The following is a 23,035-nucleotide window of genomic DNA, read 5'->3' as shown; positions in this document are numbered from 1 at the left end:
TCAGGTCGGTGATCGGTTGATTGCCGACCACCGTACTCTCATCGCAACCGCCCCATGGCATAGGCGTCGACGTATTCGCCGGCGCGGTATCCGAAGGATTTCAGCAGCCCTTCCTGCTCGAAGCCGAATTTTCGGTAGAGCGCGATGGCGGGTTCGTTGTCGGTGTAGACGGTGAGCTCAAGGCGCTTGATGTCGAGCCAGTCATCCGCCGCTTCGACCATCGCCGCCAGCAGTCTTCTGCCAAAACCGCGACCAACAAAGTCATCGTGCACGCCCATGCCGATGCTCGCGACGTGCTGGCGGCGTCCGGAAAAACGGTTAAGTCCCCCATTGGCGACGATCTTGTCGTCGAGCGTCACGACGAGGTTCAGCGCGCCGGGCGAGGGGTTCTCCGCATACTTGCGGACCTCGGTCACCGATGGATAGGGCAGACGCAGCGTGCCGGCGCGAAAACCGGGAAGGTTCGTCAACTCGGCGATGGCCTCGGCGTCTGATGAAAGCAGGGCGCGCACGCGGATGTCTCCAGCCGGTGATGCTTTATTAGGCTGCGGATTTTCAGGGTCTCTCGGCATTCTGGCTCTCCTTTGTCGATACGAGGAGAGCCGGTTCCCAAAACCCTGCTCGCCTCGGCAGGGTTCTCGGGATGATCGCTATGCATTCAACACAGCACAGCACCCGCGCACCCTTGGTGGGCCGTGGTGATATGAAGGGTCATCATGGTTGCGTTGGCGATCATGGCGCGAGGTTGCGATATGTGGCCATATTTGTCAACTCATCCGGGTATTTGCCTCGTTGGGTCTCGCGAAGAGGCTGGTGGGTTTGGAATGTTGACCTGTTCCCGTATTGGGAATATCGTCTTCATGTGCAGGTGATCACCAAATCCACGCTTCGTACATTTTGGGAGCGCCACCCGCAGGCGAGAATACCCCTGGGCGTGTGGCACGCGACCGTCGTCAAGGCGCAGTGGTCGGGGCCCGCCGATGTCAAGAGGATGTTCGGAGCCAATGTCGACTTCGTCGGCGATAACAGGGTGATCTTCGATATCGGTGGCAACAAGTATCGGCTGATTGTCCATGTTGCCTATAGCCACAAGCGGGTGCTGGTGAAATTCGTTGGCACGCACGCCGAGTACGACAGGATCGATCCGGAGACGATACGATGAGCGCTATCCGACCCATCAGAAACGAGGCGGACCTTGCCTGGGCAACGGCCGAGATCGGACCTTATTTCGACAATCCGCCCCCTGCTGGAACACCGGAAGCGGATCGTTTCGATATTCTGGCTGATCTCATCGAGGCCTATGAAAGCCGGAATTTTCCGGTGCTGGATCTTCCGCCGATCGATTTTCTCCAGGCGTTCATGGAGATGACGGGACGGGATCAGGCTGATCTCGCGGATGTTCTCGGCTCTCGCTCACGGGCGTCGGAAATCCTCAATCGCAAGCGGGCGCTGACCGTCGAGATGATCTTCAAGCTCAACCAGGCTTGGGGCGTGCCGTCGGAGAACCTTGCTCGGCCGTATGCTCTTGCGGTCGCCTAATCGGGGCGCTGTGGGCGATCGCTGTCGTCATTTGCCTCGCCGGCCGGCTGCCGGTATGTCTGGGAGATACCAGAGAATCGGACCCACCCCTTGAAAACCATCGCCATCGATTTCGAAACCGCCAACGAGCAGCGCGGCAGTGCCTGTTCGGTCGGGCTTGCCTGGATCGAGGATGGCGTGGTGACCAGGGTGGAGGAGCGGTTGATCCGGCCGCGGGAGATGCGGTTTTCGGGGATGAACATCGCCATCCATGGTATTCGGCCTGAACATGTCGAGGATGCGCCGGAGTTCCCTGAAGTGATGGACGAGTTCATCGATGACTTCAGGGGGGCGACGATGATCGCGCATAATGCTTCCTTCGATTTCAGCGTCTGGCGCGCCTGCTTGGATGGCTACCGGCAGGCCTATCCCGAGCTCACCTATCTCTGCAGCCTGAAGATGTCGCAGCGGATCTGGCCGCATTTCCTGTCGCATCGGCTGAATATTCTGGCCGAGCATCTCGGTCTGCGCTTCGTGCACCACAATGCCGCCGAGGATGCCGCCGTCTGCGCGCAGGCGGCGATTGCCATGGCACGGCATGTGGGGGCTGCCGCGGTGCATGCGATCCCCGAATTCATCGGCATGAAGCCGGGGCGGCTGACGTCGCGCGGTTATGAGCCCTGTACCTGCCGGAAGGGATAGCGGCGCGGGCTTGTTGCGGGCTGTGAGGCCGGCGCGGCGTGGCTCGCTTCCTGGGGGGCAATTCAGGGGTCAGTTCATGGGCATCGGGTTGCTTGCCATGGGGCAGGCGCCGCCTATCTTAGCTTGCGCAACATTGAAGCGCCGCTGAGGGAATTCCGCCATGTCCAGACTTCGCAATCTCGTCCTTTCCGCAGCCATCCTGGCTGGGGTGTCCGCAGGTGTCGCGTACGCCGATGTCGTCGGCAAGGTGGGGGTCGACTGGATCGGCAATGATATTCTCGTCGATGCGGTGGCCGACCCCGAGGTGAAGGGCGTCACCTGCCATGTCAGCTATTTCGACCGCAGCGTGATCGATCGCGTCAAGAACGGCAACTGGTTCGAGGATCCTTCCAACAGCGCCATTTCCTGCCATCAGACCGGGCCGATCGAGATCGGCGATATCGACCTTTCGAAGGGCGGGGACGAGGTGTTCAAATCTGGCATCTCGCTGGTCTGGAAGAAGCTCGTCGTCACCCGCATCTACGACAAGCAGAACGACACGCTGATCTATCTGGCGCATTCGCGCGAGCTCACCAATGGTTCGGCGAAGATGGCGATCTCCACCGTGTCGCTCTACGGGCAGACGGTGACCTGGAAGAACGGCAAGCCGCAATAGGGCGGGGGCGCGCGCAACTTTCGGTGAAGCCCACTCTTGTCGTCTCGTGCGATATGGCAATCGTCATGCGGCGCGGATAAGGTCCGCGCCGGAGATTTAATGCGAGAGGACTGATGATGGCTGGTAGCTACAGGATAGCAAACGAGTTTCTGAGCGTCGACTTATCGTCGCTGGGTGCCGAGATGCAGGCGCTGGATACCAGCGATGGCCGTTCGCTGCTGTGGAACGGCGATGCGGCCTTCTGGAGCGGGCGGTCGCCGATCCTGTTTCCGATCGTGGGCAAGGCGCCTGACGATGCGGTCGAGATCGAGGGCAAGAGCTATCCGATGAACCAGCATGGTTTTGCCCGCCGCGCCGAGTTCGCGCTCACCGCGTCCAGCGATACGATGTGCCGCTACGAACTTGCGGCGTCGGAGGCGACCAAGGCGGTCTATCCGTTCGATTTCGTGCTTGCGGTGGAGCACAGCCTTGAGGGCCGCACGCTGACGGTGGCCGCGGAGGTGAGCAATCGCGACCAGCGGCCGATGCCGTTCGGGCTCGGCTTCCATTCCGCCTTCGTCTGGCCGCTGCCGGGCGCCCAAGGAAGCGATCATGTGATCACGCTCGACAATGCGGCCGAGCCCGCGCTCATCCGCCTGTCCGGCGGGCTGTTGTCCTTCGCCAAGCATCCGTCTCCGTTCAAGGACGGACGGCTGGTGCTCGATCACAGGATGTTCGATGAGGACGCGATGGTCTTTCCTGAGGGGGCCGGCGAGGGGCTGCGCTATAGCGCCGAGGGTGGGCCGACGCTGCATTTCAGCTTCGAGAACCTTCCCAATCTGGCGCTCTGGCAGAAGCCCGGCGCACCCTTCATTTGCATCGAGCCCTGGCATGGCATGGCGGCCGAGAATGGCGGCTCCAGGGCGCTTGCCGAGCGGCCCTACAGCCAGACGCTCGAAGCGGGCAAGACCGCGCGCTTTGCCTTCTCCGTCGAGATCTCCGGTTAGGCTCAGGCTGGCTGCCGATTGAAATGAAAACAGCCCGCGACGGATGCCGTCGCGGGCTGTTTTGCATTGAAGCGTTCGGTATGGCTTACGCGGCTTCGCGGGCCAGTTCGTCGGCGATGACGGTGTCGAGGTTGAGGAAGCAGACCATGGTCTTTTCCAGCGCCACGATGCCGCGGCAGAAGGCGCGCTGTTCTTCCGGAATGATTTCCGGCGCCGGCTGCAGGTCTTCGCTCTTGATGGTCATCATGTCGGAGACCTGTTCGACCAGCAGACCGACCAGCTTGCCGGCAATGTCGGTGACGATGATCGCCGAGCGCTCGGAAGGCTCGGTCATCTTCATGCCGAGGCGGCAGGCCATGTCGATGACGGGGATGACGGCACCGCGCAGGTTGATCAGGCCGAGAACGTAGGGCGGCGTGTGCGGCATCGGGGTGACCGGCGCCCAGCCGCGGATTTCGCGGATCGCCATGATGTCGATGCAGAATTCCTGCTCGCCGAGATGGAAGGACACGATCTCCAGATGAGAACCGGTCTGGTTGATGACAGTGCTATTCATGATCAAAATTCTTCCCAGTTGTCTCCGGCCGGAGCGGCCATGGCTCGTGCGGCGCTGCCGCCGCTGAATGCGCCCGCGACCTTGCCGATGAGGGCTCGGGCGGGAGATGATTTCGGATGCGAGGCTGCTGATGCTTCCCGCGGCGTGTGACGGGCATTCATGCCCTCGCCGATATTGAACGTTCGTCTTGTCGATCCCGCCGCGTCTTCAGCCTGTTCGTCAGGCTTCGAGTCGTCGCTGTATCGATCTCGTTCAGTTGTTTCGATTGTTCGCGTGGAGAGGTTACGATTGATTTAACATGTCGCGGGTTCGCGGCAATATCGGGCCAGGTTTTGCAGATTGCGGATGTCGCACGGGTGAGGCAATTCATCACGGCCCGAAAAACGTCTTGTTGAATTGCGTGGCTGCCGGCGACGCGATATCAGGCAAGGGGCGGGATTGCTTTCCCGGGCGAGGAAATTATCGATGAAAACAGTGCGTATCGCCGTGTGGGTTGCCGTGTTCCTGATGGCCGGCATCCTGGGATGGCTGACCTTGAATGTGACGCAGACCAAGGAGGTGGCCTCCGATGGTCCGTTCGGCGTGCCGTTCACGCTTGTGGCGCAGGACGGCAAGCCGATCACCGAGCAGGCGTTTCGCGGCAAGCCGTCGGCGGTGTTCTTCGGCTTCACCCATTGCCCCGAGGTCTGCCCGACGACGCTGTTCGAACTGGATGGCTGGCTGAAGCAGGTCGATCCCAATGGCGACAAGTTGCATGCCTATTTCGTCAGCGTCGATCCGGAGCGCGATACGCCCGATGTGATGAACCAGTATGTGTCGAACGTCTCCAAGCGGATCGTCGGCATTTCGGGCGCGCCCGACAAGGTGGCGGACGTGATCAAGGGTTATCGCGTCTACGCCAAGAAGGTGCCGGTCGACGAAAACAATCCCAATGGCGACTACACGATGGACCATACGGCCTCGGTGTTCCTGCTCGATTCCCAAGGGCGTTTCGCTGGAACGATCGCCTATGGCGAAAATCCCGATACGGCGGTAAAAAAGCTGGAGAACCTCGCCAACAAGGGATGAGATCATGGCGCCGGGGCATCGCAGCATTCTGATTGCAGGCGCCGGCACGACCGGTCTCACTGTTGCCCTCGAACTCGCCCGACGCGGCTTTCGGCCGCGTGTCGTCGACAATGACGTCGGTCCCGTTCCGCTCGCCGAAAGCCGGGCGCTCGGCGTCAATGCCCGGACACTGACGCTGCTTGGTCCGTCACGGGTGACGGATGCCATCCTGCAGGAGGCGCAGCAGATCGCGCAGTTTCGCGCGACGTCCGAGGGGAAACGCCTGGCGACGGTCGACACGACGAAGCTGCCGGGGCGCTTCAGCGCCATTTACGCGCTGGCGCAGGGCCATACCGAACGGCTGCTCTTAAGCAAGCTCGATGATTACGAAGTCGATCCCGAATGGCAGACCGCGATCGAGAAGGTATCCGGCGATCTCAAGCCTGTCGTCACGCTGCGCAAGCCTGACGGGACGGTCGAGACGGCGACGTTCGATATCGTCATCGGGGCGGATGGCGCGCATTCGGTGGTGCGCAAGGCTGTCGGCATCGGCTTTCCGGGCGAGGCGCTGGAGAGCAGCTTCTATCTCGCCGACTTTCGCTACAAGAAGGAGATCGATCCGCATTTCATCGAGATGCAGCTGGTCGATCCCGGCATGATCGGCCGGATCCCGGTCGAGCGTGATGTGCTGCGGTTCATTTCGACGCTGCCGGATTTCGAACAGAAGATCGTCCATCCCGGGCCGGTGGCGGAGCGTCTCTGGGCCTCGGAGTTTCGCATTCACTTCCGCTATGTCGAGGAGATGGCAAAGGGCAATGTGTTTCTGGCCGGCGATGCCGCCCATATTCATTCGCCGGCCGGTGCGCGCGGCATGAACCTCGGGATCGAGGATGCCTGCTGGCTCGCCTATCTGATCTCAGAGGGGCGGGAGGCCGAGTACAGCCGGCTGCGGCTGCCGGCGGTCAAGACGGTGCTGAAGCAGACGCGGCAGCTGACAAGGCTGATTGCGATGCGCAATCGACTGGCAATTTCGATCCGGAACCTTGCGGTGCCGGTGCTTTTTAGACTACCTGCATTCCAACGAAGATTGCTGACCGGCGTTGCGGGATACGACACGCCGCCGCCGCCGTGGATCGACGGCGCGTTGTAACGGGAAAGACCGACCTTGAGTGAAATCCGCCTCTATGTGACGACGACAGAAGTGCTGGCCGGGGAAGTGCTCGACCTTTTGTCCGAGGTGTTCGGCGAAGAAGACTTCGCCATCGCCACCACCGAAATCGACGAGAAGAAGGACATCTGGGAAGCCTCCGTCTACATGATGCAGGTCGACGAGGATGACGTCCGCGTCCGCGTCGAGGCGGCGCTTTCCGAAGCGTTCCCCGAGATGACCGTCGAGCGCGAGGTCATTCCCGATGTCGACTGGGTGGCGAAATCGCTCGAGGGGCTGAAGCCTGTGCGGGCAGGGCGCTTCCTGGTGCATGGTTCGCACGATCGCGACAAGGTGCGCTCCGGCGATATCGCCATCGAGATCGATGCCGGCCAGGCCTTCGGCACCGGCCACCACGGCACGACGGCTGGCTGCCTTGAGGTCATCGACCGTGTGGTCCGCTCGCGCCGCGTCCGCAACGCGCTCGATCTCGGCACCGGCAGTGGTGTTCTGGCGATCGCGGTGCGCAAGCTGAAGAACATTCCGGTTCTCGCCACCGACATCGATCCGATCGCCACCCGTGTCGCGGCCGAGAACGTGCGCCGCAACGGCATCGCGTCGGGTATCGTCACTGAGACGGCGCCAGGGTTCCATTCGACGGCGTTTTCGAACCACGGTCCGTTCGATCTCATCATCGCCAATATCCTGGCGCGGCCGCTGATCAAGATGGCGCCGCAGCTCGTCACGCATCTGGCGCCGGGCGGATCAGTGATCCTGTCGGGCATTCTGGCGTCGCAGCGCTGGAAGGTGCTGGCGGCCTATAATGGCGCGCATCTGAGGCATGTGCGCACGATCTGGCGCAATGGCTGGGTGACCATCCATCTCGACCGGCCCTGAGGCCACCAGGATCTAATTTGCAATCAAAAAGCCCCGAGCGCCTGATTGGCCTCGGGGCTTTTGCATTTCTTGTCGCGTCAAATCGCGACAAAAAGAAAAGGCGGCGCCAATGGCACCGCCTTGCGACCGGTTTCCCGATCATGTCTGCGAGCTTGATGAGGAGGAGTGCTCAAGCAGACGTCTACTTATTCTGATCGCCGTTCCGGTGAGGGAGGAGGAGAGCGGAGCGGCGCGTTGCTCAGAATGCGTAGCTTCTTGCGGCGCCAGCGAGAATGGTGCGGGGGCCTTCGTTCAGCGGGCGACGAGCGCCGATGATATGACGGACAGTCTGGCGCTCGCCAGCCTGTACCGGGCTGCTGTAAGCGGAGCGCGACAGAGAGGCAGTCATTTCAAAATTCCTTTTGTTTCCGGTTCACTTTGAACCATTCGATGAGCGCCTTATAACCGATTGAAAAAATCGAGGCAGAGGGTTTGTCTCATGGGAGCCATGCAGCCAATGCATAAAGCGTGCCAAGCCGGTGAATTGCGCCTCATTTCCGCCCAAATATTACGCGGCTTTCGGTTGTCGGCGAGACGCGGTTTTTCTCCCGTTCGCGTGAAATTCCGATAACATAGCGGCATTCCGCCTGCCGGATTCGTGTTGAATGTCGGACCAAACATCAGGTTTTTGAGCATGTACCAGTCTTTCGAAGTCACCTCCACGCCACAATTCGGCCGCGATCGCACCTCTGCGCTGCGTGCAAGTTTCGACGAACTTGCAATCGACGCCTTTCTTGTCCCCAGGGCGGACGAGTTCAACGGCGAATATGTGCCGGCGTGTTCGGAGCGGCTGGCGTGGCTGACGGGCTTCACCGGTTCGGCCGGCATGGCACTGGTAACGCGCGCTGAGGCGATCGTGTTCGTCGACGGCCGCTATGTGACGCAGCTTGCCGAGCAGGTGGACGGATCGGTGTTTACCGGCGGCGATCTCGTCAACGAGCCGCCGCATCTGTGGCTCGGCAATCACGGCGCCAAGGGCCTGCGGCTCGGGATCGACCCGTGGCTGCATTCGGGCGCCGAGGTCAAGCGGCTGGAAAAGGCGCTGGACGCGATCGGCGGTTCGCTGGTCATCCTGCCGCACAATCCGCTCGACCGGCTCTGGGCCGACCGGCCGCAGGAGCCGCTGGGGGCTGTAGCGATCCAGAACGTGGCGCAGGCGGGTGTTCTCGCCGATGAGAAGATCGCCAAGATCGCGGCCGATCTTAAGGCCAAGGATATCAAGGCCGTTCTGATCGCCGACCCGTCGTCGGTTGCCTGGATCTTCAACATTCGCGGCGCCGACGTGCCGCACACGCCGCATCCGCTGGCGCGCGCCATCATTTACGCGGACGGCAAGGCCGATCTGTTTCTCGACAAGCGCAAGACGGGGATCGAGCAGGAGGCCTATCTGGCGCAGATGTGCGTGCAGCTGCCGCCATCGGCGCTCGAGGACAAGCTTTCGGCTGTCTCAAAGGCTGGCGGCCGGGTGCTCGTTGATCCCGATCTGACCTCCTACGGGCTTGCCAGCATCATTCGCGCGGCTGATGGTGTCGTGGTCGAGGGCAATGATCCGGCAAAGCTGCCGCGTGCTGTCAAGAACAGCGTCGAGATCAACGGCTCGGCGGCGGCGCATCTGCAGGATGGCGCGGCGATGGTCGAGTTCCTGTGCTGGCTGGCGCAGACCAAGCCCGGCACGGTGACCGAGATCGAGGTCGCCGAGAAGCTCGAGGCGGCGCGCGCCAAGGTCGGGCAGAGCATGCAGAACCCGCTGAAGGACATCTCCTTCGACACGATCTCCGGTGCCGGACCGCACGCGGCGATCATGCACTACCGGGTGACGACCGAGAGCAACCGCAAGCTTGAGGCGGGCGAGCTGTTCCTGATCGATTCCGGCGCGCAGTACATCAACGGCACCACCGACATCACCCGCACGGTGGGCGTCGGCACGGTCTCCGAAGAGCAGAAGCGGTTCTTCACGCTGGTGCTGAAGGGGATGATCCAGATCAGCACGGCGCGGTTCCCTAGGGGCACGCGCGGCTGCGATCTCGATCCGCTGGCGCGCATCGCGCTGTGGCGGGCAGGGGCCGATTTCGGCCATGGCACCGGTCACGGCGTCGGCTCGTATCTCTCGGTTCACGAGGGGCCGCAGCGGATCTCCAGGATGTCGACGCAGGAGCTTCTGCCGGGAATGATCCTTTCCAACGAGCCGGGCTACTACCGGCCGGGCGCCTTCGGGATCCGCATCGAGAACCTGATCTATGTGCGCGATGCAGAGCCCGTCGAGGGCGGCGACATGCCGGTGCTGAGCTTCGAGACGCTGACCTTCTGCCCGATCGACCGCAGCCTCGTCATTCCCGAGCTTCTGACCCATGACGAGCTGCACTGGTTCAACGACTATCACATGAAGACGCGTGAGGCGCTGATGCCGCTGATCCATGACCACGAGGTCAAGGCGTGGCTGGAAAACGCGACGCTGCCGCTGGAATATTGAGAACTATTGAAACTGTGGTGGCGGCGACCGTTTGATCGGTCGCCGCGTCAGCCGCCGATCGTGTGGCGCCAGGCCATGACGACCGCCCAGGCGGCGACCAGCATCCAGGTGTGCGAGACACGCAGGCCGACCAGAAGGGCGACGATCAACGCCAGCTTGGTTTCCCAGCCGCCGGTGAAGAAGGCGGGGGCGACGAGCGTGGTGAGCACCGCTGCCGGCACGGCGGCAAGGGCCGCTTCCATGCGCGGCGGAATGCGCTTCATCGTGGTGATCAGGATATAGCCGCCGATGCGCGTCGCATAGGTTGCGACAGCGGCCGCCAGAATGATCAGCAACATGTGGGGATCGAAGGTCACGTCACACCTCGTGCAGATCGGATTCGAGTTCCTGCGCCGTTGGCGGCGGCGGGAACAGGGCGGCAAGCAGGATGCCGGCGGCAGCGCCGAGGCTCACATGCCAGGGCGAGCCGACATAGTGATAGGCGACGACCGAGGCGACGGCGCTGACGGCGGCCACGGGGATGAAGTTGTCGCGGTGGCGGAAATCGAGAACGATGCCGAGGAAATAGGCCGGCAGCAGGATATCCAGCCCGATCGACTTCGGATCGCCGATATAGCGGCCGAGCGTGCCGCCGAGCAGGCTGACCAGCGTCCATGGAACATAGATGATCAGGCCGAAGCCGAGATACCAGGCAAAGGTCACCGGCTTTCCGGCTTCGCCGCGCTTCACCGTCTCGGCGAACTGCGGGTCGACAAGCAGGAAGAAGGTGAAGAACTTCTGCACCCTGGTGAAATGCTTGATGTAGGGCGCGATCGCCGCCGAATAGAGCACATGGCGGAAATTGACGGCGAGGATGGAGGCGACGATCAGCCATGCCTGGACGTCATGGCCGAAAAGCTCGAGACCGACCATCTGGCTGGCGCCGGCATAGACGGTGGCGCTCATGAAGGTGAGTTCGAACAGCGACATGCCGTGATCTGCGGCCAGAGCGCCGAACAGCGCGCCAAACGGGGCGGAAGCCAACGCAATCGGGAAACCGCCGCGCAGGCCGTCGATAAAATTCGCGCGTGACATCGGCGATCATCCTCCTGGAATTTGGAACCCCTCTAAGGGGCGAGGGCTATGGCCGCAAGCGAATTTCCTTGATTGACCGATCGATTTCGCTGAACGGTGCCAATGCAGTAGCCGTGAAGCCAATGAGGGGACGATGAAGCCGATCGAATTTTCCAAGGACGAGAAGGCGGCGCTGATCGCGCGCATCCAGCACCACTTCGACCGCGAGCTCGACCAGCCGATCGGCCAGTTGAAGGCCGAGCTGGTGCTTGATTTCTTCGCCAAGGAGGTGGGGGCCGCCTATTATCGCCAGGGCATCGACGATGCACAGGCGGCGCTGGCGCGGCGCATCGACGACTTCTCGGATGATGTCTATCAGTTGCAGCGCGATGCCGGCGATTAGTTTTCGATCAGCTGCTCGCTGGTGACGATGTCGATGCCGCTTTCGCGCATCTCCCTGATCGCGGCCGCCACACCTTCCGGCGTGATGCCGCGGCTGGCGTCCTCGATGAAGCGAACCTTGACGCCGGGTAGCATTTCGAGCGCATCGAGGGCCGAGAACTTGACGCAGTAATCGGTTGCGAGGCCGCAGAGGTCGAGCTCGGTGACGCCTTGTTCCTTGAGATAGTCGGCGAGGCCGGTGATGGCGTCCTGGTCGTTGTCGCGGAAAGCGGAGTAGCTGTCGACGTGGTGCTTCTCGCCCTTCTGGAAGATCACATCGATCTCGGGCACCCTGAGCTCGGGATGCAGTTCGGCGTCTTTCGTGCCCTGGACGCAATGGTCCGGCCACATCATCTGCGGCTTGCCTGACAGCTCGTGGAGTTCGAAGGGTTGTTTGCCTTCATGAGAGGAGGCGAAGCTGCCGTGCCCTTCCGGGTGCCAGTCCTGCGAGGCGACGATCAGGTCGTATCGGTCGCTTGCGATCAGCCGGTTGGCGATCGGGACCACCTTGTCGCCATCGGGAACGGCGAGGTTTCCGCCGGGGCAGAACCCGTTCTGGATGTCGATCAGCAGCAAGGCCTTCATTGGCAGTTTCTCCACCTATTGTTGCACGGCAACATGCCAAGACGTGTGTGATGGCGCAAGAGTGGAAACGCCCCGCCAGCAAGGCGGGGCGCGATTTTATCGGTCAGGCGTGACGCGCGATCTGGTGCGATACCGGGCGGTGACCCTTCAGGCCGTAGAAGACGATGTATGCGTAGCACACGATCGGCATCAGGAAGGCGAGGTGGATGCCGATCGTGTCGGCAAGAACGCCCTGGAGGACAGGAAGGAGCGCGCCGCCGACGATCGCCAGGCACAGGATGCCGGAGCCCTGGCTGGTGAACTTGCCTAGGCCATAGAGGCCGAGCGAGAAGATCGTCGGGAACATGATCGAGTTGAACAGGCCAACCGCGAGGATCGCCCACATGGCGGTGTGACCGGTCGTGAACACGGTGACGAGCAGCAGGATGATGACGGCGGCCGCGTTGAAGGCCAGCGCCTTGCCATCGTCGACATAGCGCATGGCGACCGCGCCGATGAAGCGACCGACCATGGCGCCACCCCAGAAATAGGAGACGTAGTGGGCGGCGTCGGCTTCCGAGAAGCCGGCGATGTCGGGCTGGCTCATGAAGTTTACGAGGAAGCTGCCGATGCTGACTTCAGCGCCGACATAGACGAAGATGCCGATCGCGCCGAGGACGAGGTGGCGGAACTGCCAGGCAGAACCACCGCCGACGATCGGTTCGATCTCCTCATCGCCTTCGACCTGCGGCAGCTTGAGGGCCGCGAAGACGGCGGCGAGCACCAGGAAGGCGGCTGCAAGCAGCATGTAGGGGAACTTCACGGCGCCGGCTTCGGCCACCCTGATCGCGTCGAGCTGTTCGGGCGTGGCGCCGGAAACGGCCGCGGTGGCTGCCGACAGGATCAGGAAGGCGCCGAAGATCGGCGCGACCGTGGTGCCGAGCGCGTTGAAGGCCTGGGTCATGGTCAGGCGGCTTGCGGCGGTATCCGGCGGGCCGAGAACGGTGACGTATGGGTTGGCCGCGACCTGCAGCAGCGTGACGCCGCATGCCAGCACGAAGAGCGCGCCGAGGAACAGGCCGTAGACGCGGTAGCTTGCTGCCGGAACGAAGAGCGCGCATCCGATGGCAGCGATGATCAGGCCGAGCACGATGCCCCACTTATAGCCGATACGCTTGACGATCGCGCCCGATGGCAGCGAGGCGATGAAATAGGCGCCGAAGAAGCATAGCTGAATGAGCATCGACTGCGTGTAGTTCAGCTGGAAGACGTTCTTCAGATGCGGGACGAGAATGTCGTTCAGGCAGGTGATGAAGCCCCACATGAAGAACAGCGATGTCAGGGCAATGAGCGCAAACTGATAGTTGGCTGCCGGAGACGACGACGCGGACGTCTTCGCAGCATTGCTTGTTGTTATACTGGCCACTTTGGTACCTCCTGTTGTGGACGCCGGGTATTTTCCTTTGAAAGCCGTTGTCAAAACGGGCCGGCGGTGGCTCGGCGGGGCGCTCTGGGAGGAAGCGTGCAGCAAGCCACGGTGCGTCATATACGCGCAATTCCAGGATTTCGATAGTATTCAAAGTGTTTTGTTGTGCTTTGCAGTAAAATGTTTCGCATTTGCGAGATGATGAGCGGGGAGAGGGTGTTTGTGACGGTGTTTGCGGGGCGAAACACCCTCTCTGCCTGCCGGCGTCTCCCCCACAAGGGGGGAGAACGCTGGGGGCGGCCGCTCGCTCCACATTTGCTGTATGGGCGAGCGCTGACCACGAGTCTTCTCCCCCCTTGTGGGGGAGATGGCCGGCAGGTCAGAGAGGGCGTTGCACGGCAGAACGCCACCCATCATCACACCCACCACGCACGCCAAAACCGCGCGCGAAGCAAAACCTCGCGACGGTCGGCGTCATAAAACGGGAAGGGCAGGCGGTTTGTTGTCGGTAGTATAAGTGTCAGGCTGTCCGCCTGCCCGATCACCTCGGTTTCCGGTTCGCCCGACCCGACAGGAGCGTCTCTCGGATCGGCCTTGCCGGTGGATCATCGGCCCTGACGGCGTCCGATCCCCTTGGCAACCATCACCACACGCCAGATTTCGAGCGGCTGAGCATCCGGTTCGCGACCCGGCTCCCAGTGCGGTGACGAGGGGAGTATGGCGAGGCGGCGTTGGGGTGGGGATGAGAAAAGTGGGGTGACGCGGGTAGGGTGTTGAGTGGGTTGAGGGATTTGTTTTGTGGGGTGGGTGGTTGTGCCCGTGAGGTGGGGTGGTGGTATGGGGCGGCTGGAGTTGTGCACGAAAGACCCTCTCTGCCTGCCGGCATCTCCCCCACAAGGGGGGAGAACGCTGGGGGCGGCCGCTCGCTCCACATTTGCTGTCTGGGCGAGTTATAGACGCGAGTCTTCTCCCCCTTGTGGGGGAGATGGCCGGCAGGCCAGAGAGGGCGTTACACGGTAAAACCTCTCAACGTCAGACCAAAACCTTACACGACCCGGCCCGCCCTCACGTCCCCGAAAAACGCGCCTCGGCAAGATCAGCCTCACGCACGAGCTTCTTCATCAGCTCTTCCGAGAGCTTGCGGTTCTTGGCGAGGCGGAAAAACTCGGCGCGTTCGGCCTTGACGCCGGCGAGACGCAGCTTGCGTTCGATTTCTTCGCTGCGGCGGGCGAGCATGGCGTCGTCGCCGGTCTTGGAGCGACCGGCGATGCGTTGGCGGTAGACGTCCATGAGGCGGGCGCCGGCGTCGGCGTAGAGGTCGGCATCGGCGCGGCCTTCGCCCATGTCGTGCTGCAGCTGCTCGATCGCCTTGATGGCGGCCTCGGCGCCGCGGATGCGCGCTTCGTCCTCCTCGCGCTGGTGGGAGGGTTCTGCCGGCACATGCAGGTTCTTCAAGAGGAAGGGCAGGCCGATGCTGGCGGCGACGAGGGAGACAATGATGACGCCGGCGGCGAGGAAGATCGACAGGTCGCGGCCGGGGAAGGGGGAGCCGTCGCCCATGGTCAGCGGCAATGTCAGAACACCGGCGAGCGTGATGGCGCCGCGCGCGCCGGCAAGCGAGGTGGCGGCCACGAGGCGCCAGCTCGGGCGGGTAAAATCGTAGCCGCTACGGGCGGCGCGGTAGAGCGTGAAGCGCAGCGACACCCAGACCCAGGAGAAGCGCAGCGCGGCGAGCGCGACGTTGATCGCGACGATGTAGACGATGAGCCACAGCGGGTCATAATGCCCGGTTTCGCGAACGATGTGGATGGCGCTGGAGGCGATCTGCGGGAGCTGCTCGCCGAGCAGCACGAAGATGACGCCGTTCATGGCGAACTGGACCGTATCCCATACGGCGGTGCGGCGCACGCGGGTGACGGCGGATGCGCGGCCGCTCTGCTCGCCGTAGCTCATGGTGATGCCAGCCGCGACCGCCGCCAGAATGCCGGAGCATTCCAGGTGTTCGGCGATCAGATAGGCGGCAAACGGCAAGAGCAGGCTGATGAGGATCTGCGAGCCGGTCTCCTCGCCAAGCTTGCGCGTGATAAAGCGCTGCAGCTGCATGACGGCCCAAGTGACGCCGACGCCGATGGCAATGCCGCCGATCGCCACCCAGAAGAAGGTGCCGACGGCATCCGTCAGCGAAAAGGTGCCGGTGAGTGCGGCAGCGACCGCAAACCGCATGCAAACCAGGCCGGATGCATCGTTGAGCAGCGATTCACCCTCGAGGATGTGCATCAGACGGTTGGGGATCGGCACGCGGGCGGCAATCGCCGAAACGGCGATCGGATCCGTCGGCGAGAGGATGGCTGCCAGCGCGAAGGCGACCGCGAGCGGCATGGAGGGGATGAGCAGGTGGATCAGCAGGCCGACGCCGAGAACGGTGAAGATGACGAGGCCGAGCGCCAGCTCGAGGATGACGGTCTTGTCGCGCAACAGGCCTTCCTTTGGAATGCGCCAGCCATCGAGAAAGAGCAGCGGCGGCAGGAAGAGCAGGAAGAAGAGGTCGGGATCGAGGTTCACACCAAGATCGGCCACCGAGGCGATGACGGCGCCGAGCGCGATCTGCACGAGAGGCGGCGGGATCGGGATCGGGGAGAGCCTGGTGAGTGTTCCGCTAACGACCACTGCAAAGAGCAGGATCAACGAAACGCTGATGCTTTCCATGAAATGCCATGTCCTTCGTTCTTACCGTCGAAGTTCGGTTTTGCGGGTTTTTGGCTGTCGTTGCAACGGCGGGGCTATTGGTTCACCCGACCTGCGACATTGCGCCATAGGCGCGTGCACTGCGGGTCAAGTGCTTGAAGAGGCTGGATCCGCTTGCCCATACACGGCGGGCGGTATCGCAAGAACAGGCTGTTTCGGCTCCCCCGGCGGAGCCGTGTTGCACGCCAATCAGGCGGCCTTTTAGGTCAGAAGTCTGGTCGATCACGCAGTCTGCGTGTTGTCGGTATCGGCGGCGAGCGAAGAGCCGTAGGTGGTCTGGTAGGCGCGGATGGCGGTCTGCATGTCGGTGAGGACCTGCGTCACTGCGGTGTTGTCGCCGGCGCCGGCACTCTCGGCGATCTTCGACGGATCGGCGGAGAGAACTTCGCTGGTCGTCAGCTTGCCGTCGTTGTTGCTGTCCATCAGCGCCAGAATGCCCTTGGGGCTGTTGCCGGAGAGGCTGCCATCGTCGCTCGACCCGTCGTCGCTTTCGCTCGACTGCTGCAGCTGCAGCATCAGCGAGAGGATGTCGGCTGCGATCTTCTGGGTGACGCTGGCGCTGTCGGCGGTGCTATTCGCCGTCGATGCCTTGGTCGTCGTCGCGCTCGTGGCGCTGGTTGTGTTGGCTGCGGCCAGTTCGTCGGCGGAGACGATGCCGTCGCCATTCTTGTCGAGGCTGGAAATATACTGGGCGCTATTGCCGCCCAGGGAGGAAACACTGGTCACTGGAATCTCCTTTGCGAGTCCATCGTGAAAGCCGTCCTTCATGGACGAACATGGACGGGCTAAGGTGATTTGCCGGCGGCGTCAAAAGGGGAATGTTGTGATGAATTTCCCCCGATTGACCGAGATCAAGGGGCGGGATTAAGATTTCGTTTACGCTATGTGTGTGGGCGATTCGGGGCGGCAACCGGCAACTATTTGTTTCCGCAGCGAAAACCCCATTCGCGGCGTCATCCTCGGGCTTGTCCCGAGGATCTAAGCACGCCGCCGAGAGTGCAGCGGTGCGGCTTTGACTCGGTGCCCGCGAACACCCGCAGCGCCGTCTTTCCTCGTGTCCATTCCCGTCGAGCAAGCGGCACGCTTAGCAGATACTCGGGACGAGCCCGAGTATGACGCCGAGAGTGGAGCAGCGGCGGTGCCCAGACATCTGGTGACGGCCACCAACCACTTGTTCCCGCAGCGAAAACCCCACGCGCGGCGTCATCCTCGGCCAAGGTGCCGAGGATCTAAGCACGTCGCCGAGAGTGCAACGGTGCGGCTGTGGGTGGACGGCTGCGAGCACCCGCAGCCCCGCCTTTCCTCGTGTCCATTCCCGTCGAGCAAGTGGCACGCTGAGCAGATACTCGGGACGAGCCCGAGTATGACGGCGGAGTCCTCAATCCCCGTGCGTCTCGTGGAAATCGGCCTGGCCGCGCTTCCAGTAGCCGGCGGCCTTGATCCAGGGCTTGGGGTGCCCGCGCTCCTCGACCATGACGACACGCAGGCGCTTGGCGAGGACGGTTTCGCAGGCGATCCAGACATAGCCGTCGCCCTCGGGCAACATGATATCGCGCAGCACCTGTTCGAGATCGTCCGTGGTGCCCGCCGGCTGTGCGCCGCGATGCAGCCAGGTGACGGAGAGGTCGGCCTTGCTCGCGAAGGCCTGCTCTTCCTCGGGGCCGGCGACTTCGGCGACGACGATCGCCTTGGCGCCTTCGGGCAACTCTTCGAGGCGGCGGCCGATGGCGGGGAGCGCGGTTTCGTCGCCGACCAGCAGATACCAGTCGAAATCGGTGGAGACGACGAAGGAGCCGCGCGGACCGCCGAGGCCGAGCCTGTCGCCGGGCTTGGCATTGAGCGCCCATTCGGTGGCGGGGCCGGCCTCGTGCAGCGCGAAGTCGATGTCGAGTTCTCCGGCCACGGGATCATAGCGGCGAGGCGTGTAGTCGCGCAGCGACGGGCGGTTTTCCGGGTCGATCAAAAGCTTGCCCTCGGGGCCCATCTCCGGAAACGCCGGTTCCTCGCCGGGGCGGGGCACGAGGATCTTGACGTGGTCGTCATGGCCGAGGCTGACGAAGCCTTCGAGATCGGCGCCCTCGAGGGTGACGCGCAGCATTTGCGGCGTGACGTGTTCGACGCGGCGGACGGTGAGCACGCGGCGCTTCAGTTCATGGCGAACGCGTTCGATCAGGTGGCGCTTTTCGGTGGGGGATGGCGTGGTGTTGGCCGTCATATTCGGTTCCTTCTTCAAGAACCGGGACGCTCAGGACGCAGGCACGCCGCGCCGCTCGCACCCCGGCTTCGGGTTCGATCAGCGCGTTGGTTGACGTTAACGCTTACGTGCGGCGCCGCTCTCAAGGAGCGGATGCGGCAGATGTGTTTCTTACCTAGCCGGGGCCGACAGGACTGGCAAGATTAAAACATGATATTTTAGTGAAGCTTTTGTAATCTTCGGCCGCTCTTGCCGTTTCGCGCGATTTCTGCCTTGCTTCGTTGAGCCGTTCAACCGAAAGCCAGAGCCATGCCCGAGCCGGATCCGGAAGAGAAGATCGACGCCACCTTCCGCAACGGCTCGCTGACCGCCGCCGGCATCATCCTCGGCTTCTGCCTCACCTTCATCAGCCGCTGGGTCTCCAACCCGAACGACTGGAGCCGGATCGACATCCTGCCAATGCTGCTGCTTGTCGTCGGCATCGGCCTGCAGGTGAAGGTCTTCGCCGATCTCTTGGCGCGGGATTCGCTGATCGCCGCCAAATACGACCGCTCGCGGCGGTTGTTTCTGATCGGACTGACGATCGTGGCCGCGGGGATCGGGCTGGCGCTGCTCAACGATATATTGGGGCTGGGGTCGATGCCGATCTTGGGGTGAGGGCTTCAACTCTCCCATGGATTGCACTTTTTATGAGTGCATTTAATAATTGATTCCTAGTGATTCTGGGGATCAATCAATGTCTTTCAAAGAACAGGTTACAGAACTCTCCAAGCGTGCCGTTTCCGCGCAGACTATTGCGTTAACAGAAGAGGCGACAAAGAACGCGCTAGTCATGCCATTTCTTCGAACTTTAGGCTTCGATGTTTTCGATCCCTCACAGATTGTCCCGGAGTTCACCGCGGATGTCGGTCTGAAAAAGGGTGAGAAAGTTGATTATGCGGTCAGGATCAATGATCGCATCGAGTATATACTGGAGGCGAAGGCTGTAAGCGCCAACCTGTCACAAGCTCAATACAGCCAGCTTTATCGATATTTCTCAACGACAGACTGCTCGATTGCCATCCTGACGAACGGCATCCAGATCTGGTTCTTCACCGACCTTGATGCGCCAAACAAGTTGGACACCAATCCGTTCTTCAAGTTCGATCTCTTCGACTACGACGACAACGATCTCAAGGAATTGGAGAAATTCCACAAGGATCGCTTCTCGATCGCCGACATCAAGAGTTCTGCCAATACGTTGAAACGGATGAAGGCTGCGATCAGTAGCATCGAAGCGCAGTTCAACGATCCCGATGACGAGTTTGTCCGGATGATCTCGAAAGGGCTTTATGAAGGCAAGCTGACCTCAGCGGTGGTCAGCGAGTTCAAGCCGATCATCAAGCGCGCGTTCGAGGATCTGGTCAGGCAGAAGATACAGAAGAAGCTCACGGCCGCTTTCAACGACAACGTCAATATCCCGACGATCAAGGACGTCGACTCCGTGACGCAACTGACGGAGGACGGCGACGGGATCGAGACGACACAGGAAGAAGTCGATGGCTTCAACATCGTTCGCGCGATTGCGGCGGAGATCGCCGATATTTCCCGCGTGGTGATGCGTGATCAGAAATCGTATTGCGGCATCAACTTCGATGACAATAATCGCAAGCCGATCGTCAGGCTTCACTTCAACTCGAAGACAAAATTCCTGACGATTTTCGATTCAGACAAAGCGGGCGCGCGATTTGATATCGTGCAGGTGACCGATATCTTCAAAGCGAAGACGCAAATTCAGTCTGTGATCCAATCCTACATCGGAAATGGCGGCTAAGTGGCAGGGAATGAGCGGGCTCGCACCCGCTCACCCTATTCATTTCAGCTGATCACGTCCCGATGATCTTGTTGCAAGCGAGCGCGATCGCCGGGTTGCCGACGATGGCCAGTGCAAGGGACATTGCGATCAGGGATAGCGAGTAGCGTTTCATGGCATCCTCCTATTAGGCCCGTGATTATGGTGCGGGCGCCGGGAGTATGCGGGAGGTGGGCCTATATGCGAAGTCACGAAAGGGTGACGGCGGCTTTGGGCCGCCGCGTCTTCTCTAGCCGACCGCCTCGACAAACCCGTCAAGCACCCGCTTTTCGCCGGCCTTGTCGAAGTCGATCGTCAGCTTGTTACCCTCGATCATCTTGATGTTGCCGTTGCCGAACTTCATGTGGAAGACGCGGTCGCCGATGGTGAATTTCGAGGGCTGGGTTGCTGTCGACTTGGCGACGAGTTCGCCGTCGATGGTGCGGGTTTTCGGGCCGCTTTCGCCGTAACCGATGCGCTCGACCGAGTGGCCGGAGCGGGAGCCCCAGTTGTCGCGGGTGGCGTCGTTGCGGTTTTGCTGGGCGCGTTTCCAGCCGGGGGTGGAATAGCTGTTGGCGAAGGGCTCGGCCTTGTCGAAGCGCGACTGGCCATAGCCGCCGCGACCGTAACCGCCGTAGCTCTGCTCGACTTCGGCGACCTCGACATGGGTATCGGGCAGTTCGTCGAGGAAGCGCGAGGGGATGGTCGATTGCCACAGGCCGTGGATGCGGCGGTTGGAGACGAACCAGATGTGGCAGCGGCGCTTGGCGCGGGTCAGCCCCACATAGGCGAGGCGGCGCTCTTCCTCGAGGCCTGCGCGGCCGGTCTCGTCGAGCGAGCGCTGGTGCGGGAAGAGGCCTTCTTCCCAGCCGGGCAGGAAGACGGTCTCGAATTCGAGGCCCTTGGCCGAGTGCAGCGTCATGATCGAGACCGCGTCGAGGTTCTCGTTCTGCTCGGCGTCCATGACCAGCGAGACGTGCTCGAGGAAGCCGCGCATGGACTCGAAGCTCTCCATCGAGCGGATGAGTTCCTTCAGGTTGTCGAGGCGGGCGGGGGCGTCGGCGGTCTTGTCGGCCTTCCACATGTCGGTATAGCCGGACTCTTCGAGGATCTGCTCGGCGAGCTCGGTATGTGATGTGTTTTCAAGCCTTTCCTGCCATCTGCGGAAAGATTGAATCACGTCGAACAGCGCTTTTCGCGCCTTCGGCTTCAGCTCGTCGGTCTCGATCATGTCGGCGGCTGCCGCAAGCATCGGGATGTCGCGGGCGCGGGCATAATCGTGCAGCGCGCGTACGGTGGTGTCGCCGAGGCCGCGCTTGGGGGTATTGATGATGCGCTCGAAGGCGAGGTCGTCGGCCGGCTGGGCGACGAGGCGGAAATAGGCCATGGCATCGCGGATTTCGAGGCGCTCGTAGAAGCGTGGGCCGCCGATGACGCGGTAGTTGAGGCCGAGCGTGACGAAGCGGTCTTCGAACTCGCGCATCTGGAAGGAGGCGCGCACGAGGATCGCGATGTCGTTCAGCTTGTGCTGATTGCGCTGCAGCTGTTCGATCTCGTCGCCGATGGCGCGGGCTTCCTCTTCCGAATCCCAGGAGGCGTGGACCTGCACCTTGATATCATCGGGGTCGCGGCGGTCGGTGAACAGCGTCTTGCCGAGGCGGCCTTCATTATGGGTGATCAGGTGGGCGGCGGCGCCCAGAATATGGGCGGTGGAGCGGTAGTTGCGCTCGAGCTTGATCACCTTGGCGCCGGGGAAATCCTTCTCGAAGCGCAGGATGTTGTCCACTTCGGCGCCGCGCCAGCCATAGATCGACTGGTCGTCGTCGCCGACGCAGCAGACATTCTGCGGCTCGCCCTTTGGGCGCTGGGCGAGCAGGCGCAGCCACATGTACTGCGCGGTGTTGGTGTCCTGATATTCGTCGACGAGGATATAGCGGAAGCGCTGATGGTATTCCTTGAGCAGATCCGGCGTCTTCCTGAAGATCGCGATCGGATGCATCAGGAGGTCGCCGAAATCGCAGGCGTTCAGTGTCGAGAGGCGCTGCTGGTAGGCGAAGTAGAGTTCGCGGCCCTTGCCGTTGGCGAAGGCGCGGGCGTCGCCTTCTGGGATGTCGGCGGGGCCCAGCCCCTTGTTCTTCCAGGTGTCGATCATGCCGGCGAACTGCTTGGCCGGCCAGCGCTTGTCGTCGAGGCCTTCTGCCTGGATCAGCTGCTTGACGAGGCGCACGACGTCGTCGGTGTCGAGAATGGTGAAATCGGAGCGCAGGTTGACGAGCTCGGCGTGGCGACGCAGCAGCTTGACGCCGATCGAGTGGAAGGTGCCGAGCCAGGGCATGCCCTCGACCGCGCCGCCGACCAGATGCGCGATACGCTCCTTCATTTCGCGGGCGGCCTTGTTGGTGAAGGTGACGGCGAGAATCTGCGAGGGGAAGGCGCGGTTGGTATTCAGAATATGGGCGATGCGCGTGGTCAGCACGCGCGTCTTGCCGGTGCCGGCGCCGGCGAGCACGAGGACCGGGCCCTCCAGCGTTTCGACGGCTTCGGTCTGCTCGGGATTGAGACCATCGAGATAATCCGGCCGCTCTCGAGCGCCGCCACGGGCGGCCATGGCGCGGGCGGCGAGACCTCCCGATGCTGGGGCGCCGCGGGCTGGGGCTGCGGGGGCTTGCGGCTTGCGCGGCGCTTCGCCCGGCTCCTCGTCGAAGAAGGGCATATCGTCGAAACTGTTGCTCATGGCGCGTAATGTAGTGATTCGGATCGGAAA

The 23,035-nt window shown here is 62.2% G+C and carries 23 protein-coding genes; 12 read left to right on the top strand and 11 right to left on the bottom strand.

The window, feature by feature from the left end; genetic code table 11:
• Positions 1 to 38: 38 nt before the first annotated feature.
• On the bottom strand, positions 39 to 572 hold the full coding sequence (locus tag J5286_RS14005; RefSeq protein ID WP_209190857.1) for a GNAT family N-acetyltransferase: 534 nt from the start codon (positions 570 to 572) through the stop codon (positions 39 to 41).
• Positions 573 to 862: 290 nt separating this feature from the next.
• Here J5286_RS14005 and J5286_RS14000 point away from each other — a divergent pair, with 290 nt between their 5' ends.
• The 5 genes from J5286_RS14000 (at position 863) to J5286_RS13980 (ending at position 3,861) form a co-directional block, all read left to right on the top strand.
• A complete protein-coding gene (locus tag J5286_RS14000; RefSeq protein ID WP_209190993.1) occupies positions 863 to 1,162 on the top strand; it encodes a type II toxin-antitoxin system HigB family toxin in 300 nt (99 codons plus the stop codon).
• Positions 1,159 to 1,539, top strand: coding sequence for a helix-turn-helix domain-containing protein (locus J5286_RS13995; protein ID WP_209190856.1), 381 nt, complete (start codon positions 1,159 to 1,161; stop codon positions 1,537 to 1,539). Before J5286_RS14000 ends, J5286_RS13995 begins: the two co-directional genes overlap by 4 nt.
• 90 nt (positions 1,540 to 1,629) lie before the next feature.
• Positions 1,630 to 2,220, top strand: a complete 591-nt coding sequence (locus J5286_RS13990) for a 3'-5' exonuclease (protein ID WP_047505782.1) — start codon at positions 1,630 to 1,632, stop codon at positions 2,218 to 2,220.
• A gap of 160 nt (positions 2,221 to 2,380) precedes the next feature.
• Positions 2,381 to 2,875 (top strand): CreA family protein, encoded by a 495-nt coding sequence (locus J5286_RS13985; protein ID WP_209190855.1) that lies wholly within the window; start codon positions 2,381 to 2,383, stop codon positions 2,873 to 2,875.
• Positions 2,876 to 2,991: 116 nt separating this feature from the next.
• Positions 2,992 to 3,861, top strand: coding sequence for an aldose 1-epimerase family protein (locus tag J5286_RS13980; RefSeq protein WP_245206020.1), 870 nt, complete (start codon positions 2,992 to 2,994; stop codon positions 3,859 to 3,861).
• An 85-nt stretch (positions 3,862 to 3,946) separates the two neighbouring features.
• Here J5286_RS13980 and J5286_RS13975 read toward each other — a convergent pair whose 3' ends face one another.
• On the bottom strand, positions 3,947 to 4,417 hold the full coding sequence (locus J5286_RS13975) for a chemotaxis protein CheW (RefSeq protein ID WP_037110830.1): 471 nt from the start codon (positions 4,415 to 4,417) through the stop codon (positions 3,947 to 3,949).
• A gap of 465 nt (positions 4,418 to 4,882) precedes the next feature.
• Here J5286_RS13975 and J5286_RS13970 point away from each other — a divergent pair, with 465 nt between their 5' ends.
• From J5286_RS13970 to J5286_RS13960, 3 genes are read left to right on the top strand one after another with little or no spacing between them, the layout of a single operon-like run.
• Positions 4,883 to 5,485: an SCO family protein gene (locus J5286_RS13970; protein ID WP_018897588.1), complete on the top strand. Its 603-nt coding sequence runs from the start codon at positions 4,883 to 4,885 to the stop codon at positions 5,483 to 5,485.
• Positions 5,486 to 5,489: 4 nt separating this feature from the next.
• Entirely contained in the window at positions 5,490 to 6,614 is a 1,125-nt protein-coding gene (locus tag J5286_RS13965) for an FAD-dependent oxidoreductase (RefSeq protein WP_209190853.1), read from the top strand.
• A 15-nt stretch (positions 6,615 to 6,629) separates the two neighbouring features.
• Positions 6,630 to 7,508 (top strand): 50S ribosomal protein L11 methyltransferase, encoded by an 879-nt coding sequence (locus J5286_RS13960; protein ID WP_113010339.1) that lies wholly within the window; start codon positions 6,630 to 6,632, stop codon positions 7,506 to 7,508.
• A gap of 238 nt (positions 7,509 to 7,746) precedes the next feature.
• On the opposite strand, the gene J5286_RS13955 is transcribed toward J5286_RS13960, so the two are convergent.
• The gene (locus J5286_RS13955; protein ID WP_018897591.1) at positions 7,747 to 7,896 is read right to left on the bottom strand and encodes a hypothetical protein; all 150 of its coding nucleotides are present in this window, start codon (positions 7,894 to 7,896) and stop codon (positions 7,747 to 7,749) included.
• Between the two features lie 285 nt (positions 7,897 to 8,181).
• Here J5286_RS13955 and J5286_RS13950 point away from each other — a divergent pair, with 285 nt between their 5' ends.
• Positions 8,182 to 10,017 (top strand): aminopeptidase P family protein, encoded by a 1,836-nt coding sequence (locus tag J5286_RS13950; protein ID WP_209190852.1) that lies wholly within the window; start codon positions 8,182 to 8,184, stop codon positions 10,015 to 10,017.
• 47 nt (positions 10,018 to 10,064) lie between these two features.
• On the opposite strand, the gene J5286_RS13945 is transcribed toward J5286_RS13950, so the two are convergent.
• Both J5286_RS13945 and J5286_RS13940 read right to left on the bottom strand, forming a co-directional pair.
• Positions 10,065 to 10,373, bottom strand: a complete 309-nt coding sequence (locus J5286_RS13945; protein ID WP_209190851.1) for a branched-chain amino acid transport AzlD family protein — start codon at positions 10,371 to 10,373, stop codon at positions 10,065 to 10,067.
• A gap of 1 nt (position 10,374) precedes the next feature.
• Positions 10,375 to 11,091, bottom strand: coding sequence for an AzlC family ABC transporter permease (locus J5286_RS13940; RefSeq protein ID WP_209190850.1), 717 nt, complete (start codon positions 11,089 to 11,091; stop codon positions 10,375 to 10,377).
• 133 nt (positions 11,092 to 11,224) lie between these two features.
• On the opposite strand from J5286_RS13940, the gene J5286_RS13935 reads away from it, so the two are divergent.
• Positions 11,225 to 11,473: a DUF2164 domain-containing protein gene (locus J5286_RS13935; protein WP_209190849.1), complete on the top strand. Its 249-nt coding sequence runs from the start codon at positions 11,225 to 11,227 to the stop codon at positions 11,471 to 11,473.
• On the opposite strand, the gene pncA is transcribed toward J5286_RS13935, so the two are convergent.
• The 5 genes from pncA to J5286_RS13910 form a co-directional block, all read right to left on the bottom strand.
• A complete protein-coding gene (gene pncA / locus J5286_RS13930) occupies positions 11,470 to 12,096 on the bottom strand; it encodes a bifunctional nicotinamidase/pyrazinamidase (RefSeq protein WP_209190848.1) in 627 nt (208 codons plus the stop codon). The two genes, J5286_RS13935 and pncA, sit on opposite strands and share 4 nt — an antisense overlap.
• 103 nt (positions 12,097 to 12,199) lie before the next feature.
• Positions 12,200 to 13,501, bottom strand: coding sequence for a sugar MFS transporter (locus tag J5286_RS13925; RefSeq protein ID WP_449090024.1), 1,302 nt, complete (start codon positions 13,499 to 13,501; stop codon positions 12,200 to 12,202).
• A gap of 1,065 nt (positions 13,502 to 14,566) precedes the next feature.
• Complete coding sequence (locus J5286_RS13920) at positions 14,567 to 16,207, bottom strand: Na+/H+ antiporter (RefSeq protein WP_209190839.1); 1,641 nt, start codon at positions 16,205 to 16,207, stop codon at positions 14,567 to 14,569.
• Positions 16,208 to 16,468: 261 nt separating this feature from the next.
• Positions 16,469 to 16,972, bottom strand: coding sequence for a hypothetical protein (locus J5286_RS13915; RefSeq protein WP_209190838.1), 504 nt, complete (start codon positions 16,970 to 16,972; stop codon positions 16,469 to 16,471).
• Positions 16,973 to 17,624: 652 nt separating this feature from the next.
• The gene (locus J5286_RS13910) at positions 17,625 to 18,461 is read right to left on the bottom strand and encodes a siderophore-interacting protein (protein ID WP_209190837.1); all 837 of its coding nucleotides are present in this window, start codon (positions 18,459 to 18,461) and stop codon (positions 17,625 to 17,627) included.
• Positions 18,462 to 18,749: 288 nt separating this feature from the next.
• Between J5286_RS13910 and J5286_RS13905 the strand changes: the two genes are divergently transcribed.
• On the top strand, positions 18,750 to 19,097 hold the full coding sequence (locus J5286_RS13905) for a hypothetical protein (protein ID WP_037178840.1): 348 nt from the start codon (positions 18,750 to 18,752) through the stop codon (positions 19,095 to 19,097).
• Positions 19,098 to 19,146: 49 nt separating this feature from the next.
• A complete protein-coding gene (locus tag J5286_RS13900) occupies positions 19,147 to 20,253 on the top strand; it encodes a type I restriction endonuclease (protein ID WP_209190836.1) in 1,107 nt (368 codons plus the stop codon).
• A 268-nt stretch (positions 20,254 to 20,521) separates the two neighbouring features.
• On the opposite strand, the gene J5286_RS13895 is transcribed toward J5286_RS13900, so the two are convergent.
• Entirely contained in the window at positions 20,522 to 23,005 is a 2,484-nt protein-coding gene (locus tag J5286_RS13895; RefSeq protein ID WP_209190835.1) for an ATP-dependent helicase, read from the bottom strand.
• Positions 23,006 to 23,035: the final 30 nt, after the last annotated feature.

It is taken from the genome of Rhizobium sp. 16-488-2b, from assembly GCF_017741815.1.
GTDB lineage: Bacteria > Pseudomonadota > Alphaproteobacteria > Rhizobiales > Rhizobiaceae > Rhizobium.
This window is presented reverse-complemented; position numbering and strand designations above follow the sequence as displayed.

Excerpts from the sequence above, each read along its gene's own strand:
- J5286_RS13935 (WP_209190849.1), top strand. The coding sequence starts at position 11,225 with ATGAAGCCGATCGAATTTTCCAAGGACGAGAAGGCGGCGCTGATCGCG.
- J5286_RS13995 (WP_209190856.1), top strand. The coding sequence starts at position 1,159 with ATGAGCGCTATCCGACCCATCAGAAACGAGGCGGACCTTGCCTGGGCA.
- J5286_RS13950 (WP_209190852.1), top strand. The coding sequence starts at position 8,182 with ATGTACCAGTCTTTCGAAGTCACCTCCACGCCACAATTCGGCCGCGAT.
- J5286_RS13905 (WP_037178840.1), top strand. The coding sequence starts at position 18,750 with ATGCCCGAGCCGGATCCGGAAGAGAAGATCGACGCCACCTTCCGCAAC.
- J5286_RS13980 (WP_245206020.1), top strand. The coding sequence starts at position 2,992 with ATGGCTGGTAGCTACAGGATAGCAAACGAGTTTCTGAGCGTCGACTTA.
- J5286_RS13940 (WP_209190850.1), bottom strand. The coding sequence starts at position 11,091 with ATGTCACGCGCGAATTTTATCGACGGCCTGCGCGGCGGTTTCCCGATT.
- J5286_RS13910 (WP_209190837.1), bottom strand. The coding sequence starts at position 18,461 with ATGACGGCCAACACCACGCCATCCCCCACCGAAAAGCGCCACCTGATC.
- J5286_RS13970 (WP_018897588.1), top strand. The coding sequence starts at position 4,883 with ATGAAAACAGTGCGTATCGCCGTGTGGGTTGCCGTGTTCCTGATGGCC.
- pncA (WP_209190848.1), bottom strand. The coding sequence starts at position 12,096 with ATGAAGGCCTTGCTGCTGATCGACATCCAGAACGGGTTCTGCCCCGGC.
- J5286_RS13985 (WP_209190855.1), top strand. The coding sequence starts at position 2,381 with ATGTCCAGACTTCGCAATCTCGTCCTTTCCGCAGCCATCCTGGCTGGG.
- J5286_RS13920 (WP_209190839.1), bottom strand. The coding sequence starts at position 16,207 with ATGGAAAGCATCAGCGTTTCGTTGATCCTGCTCTTTGCAGTGGTCGTT.
- J5286_RS14005 (WP_209190857.1), bottom strand. The coding sequence starts at position 572 with ATGCCGAGAGACCCTGAAAATCCGCAGCCTAATAAAGCATCACCGGCT.
- J5286_RS13975 (WP_037110830.1), bottom strand. The coding sequence starts at position 4,417 with ATGAATAGCACTGTCATCAACCAGACCGGTTCTCATCTGGAGATCGTG.
- J5286_RS13965 (WP_209190853.1), top strand. The coding sequence starts at position 5,490 with ATGGCGCCGGGGCATCGCAGCATTCTGATTGCAGGCGCCGGCACGACC.
- J5286_RS13955 (WP_018897591.1), bottom strand. The coding sequence starts at position 7,896 with ATGACTGCCTCTCTGTCGCGCTCCGCTTACAGCAGCCCGGTACAGGCT.
- J5286_RS13895 (WP_209190835.1), bottom strand. The coding sequence starts at position 23,005 with ATGAGCAACAGTTTCGACGATATGCCCTTCTTCGACGAGGAGCCGGGC.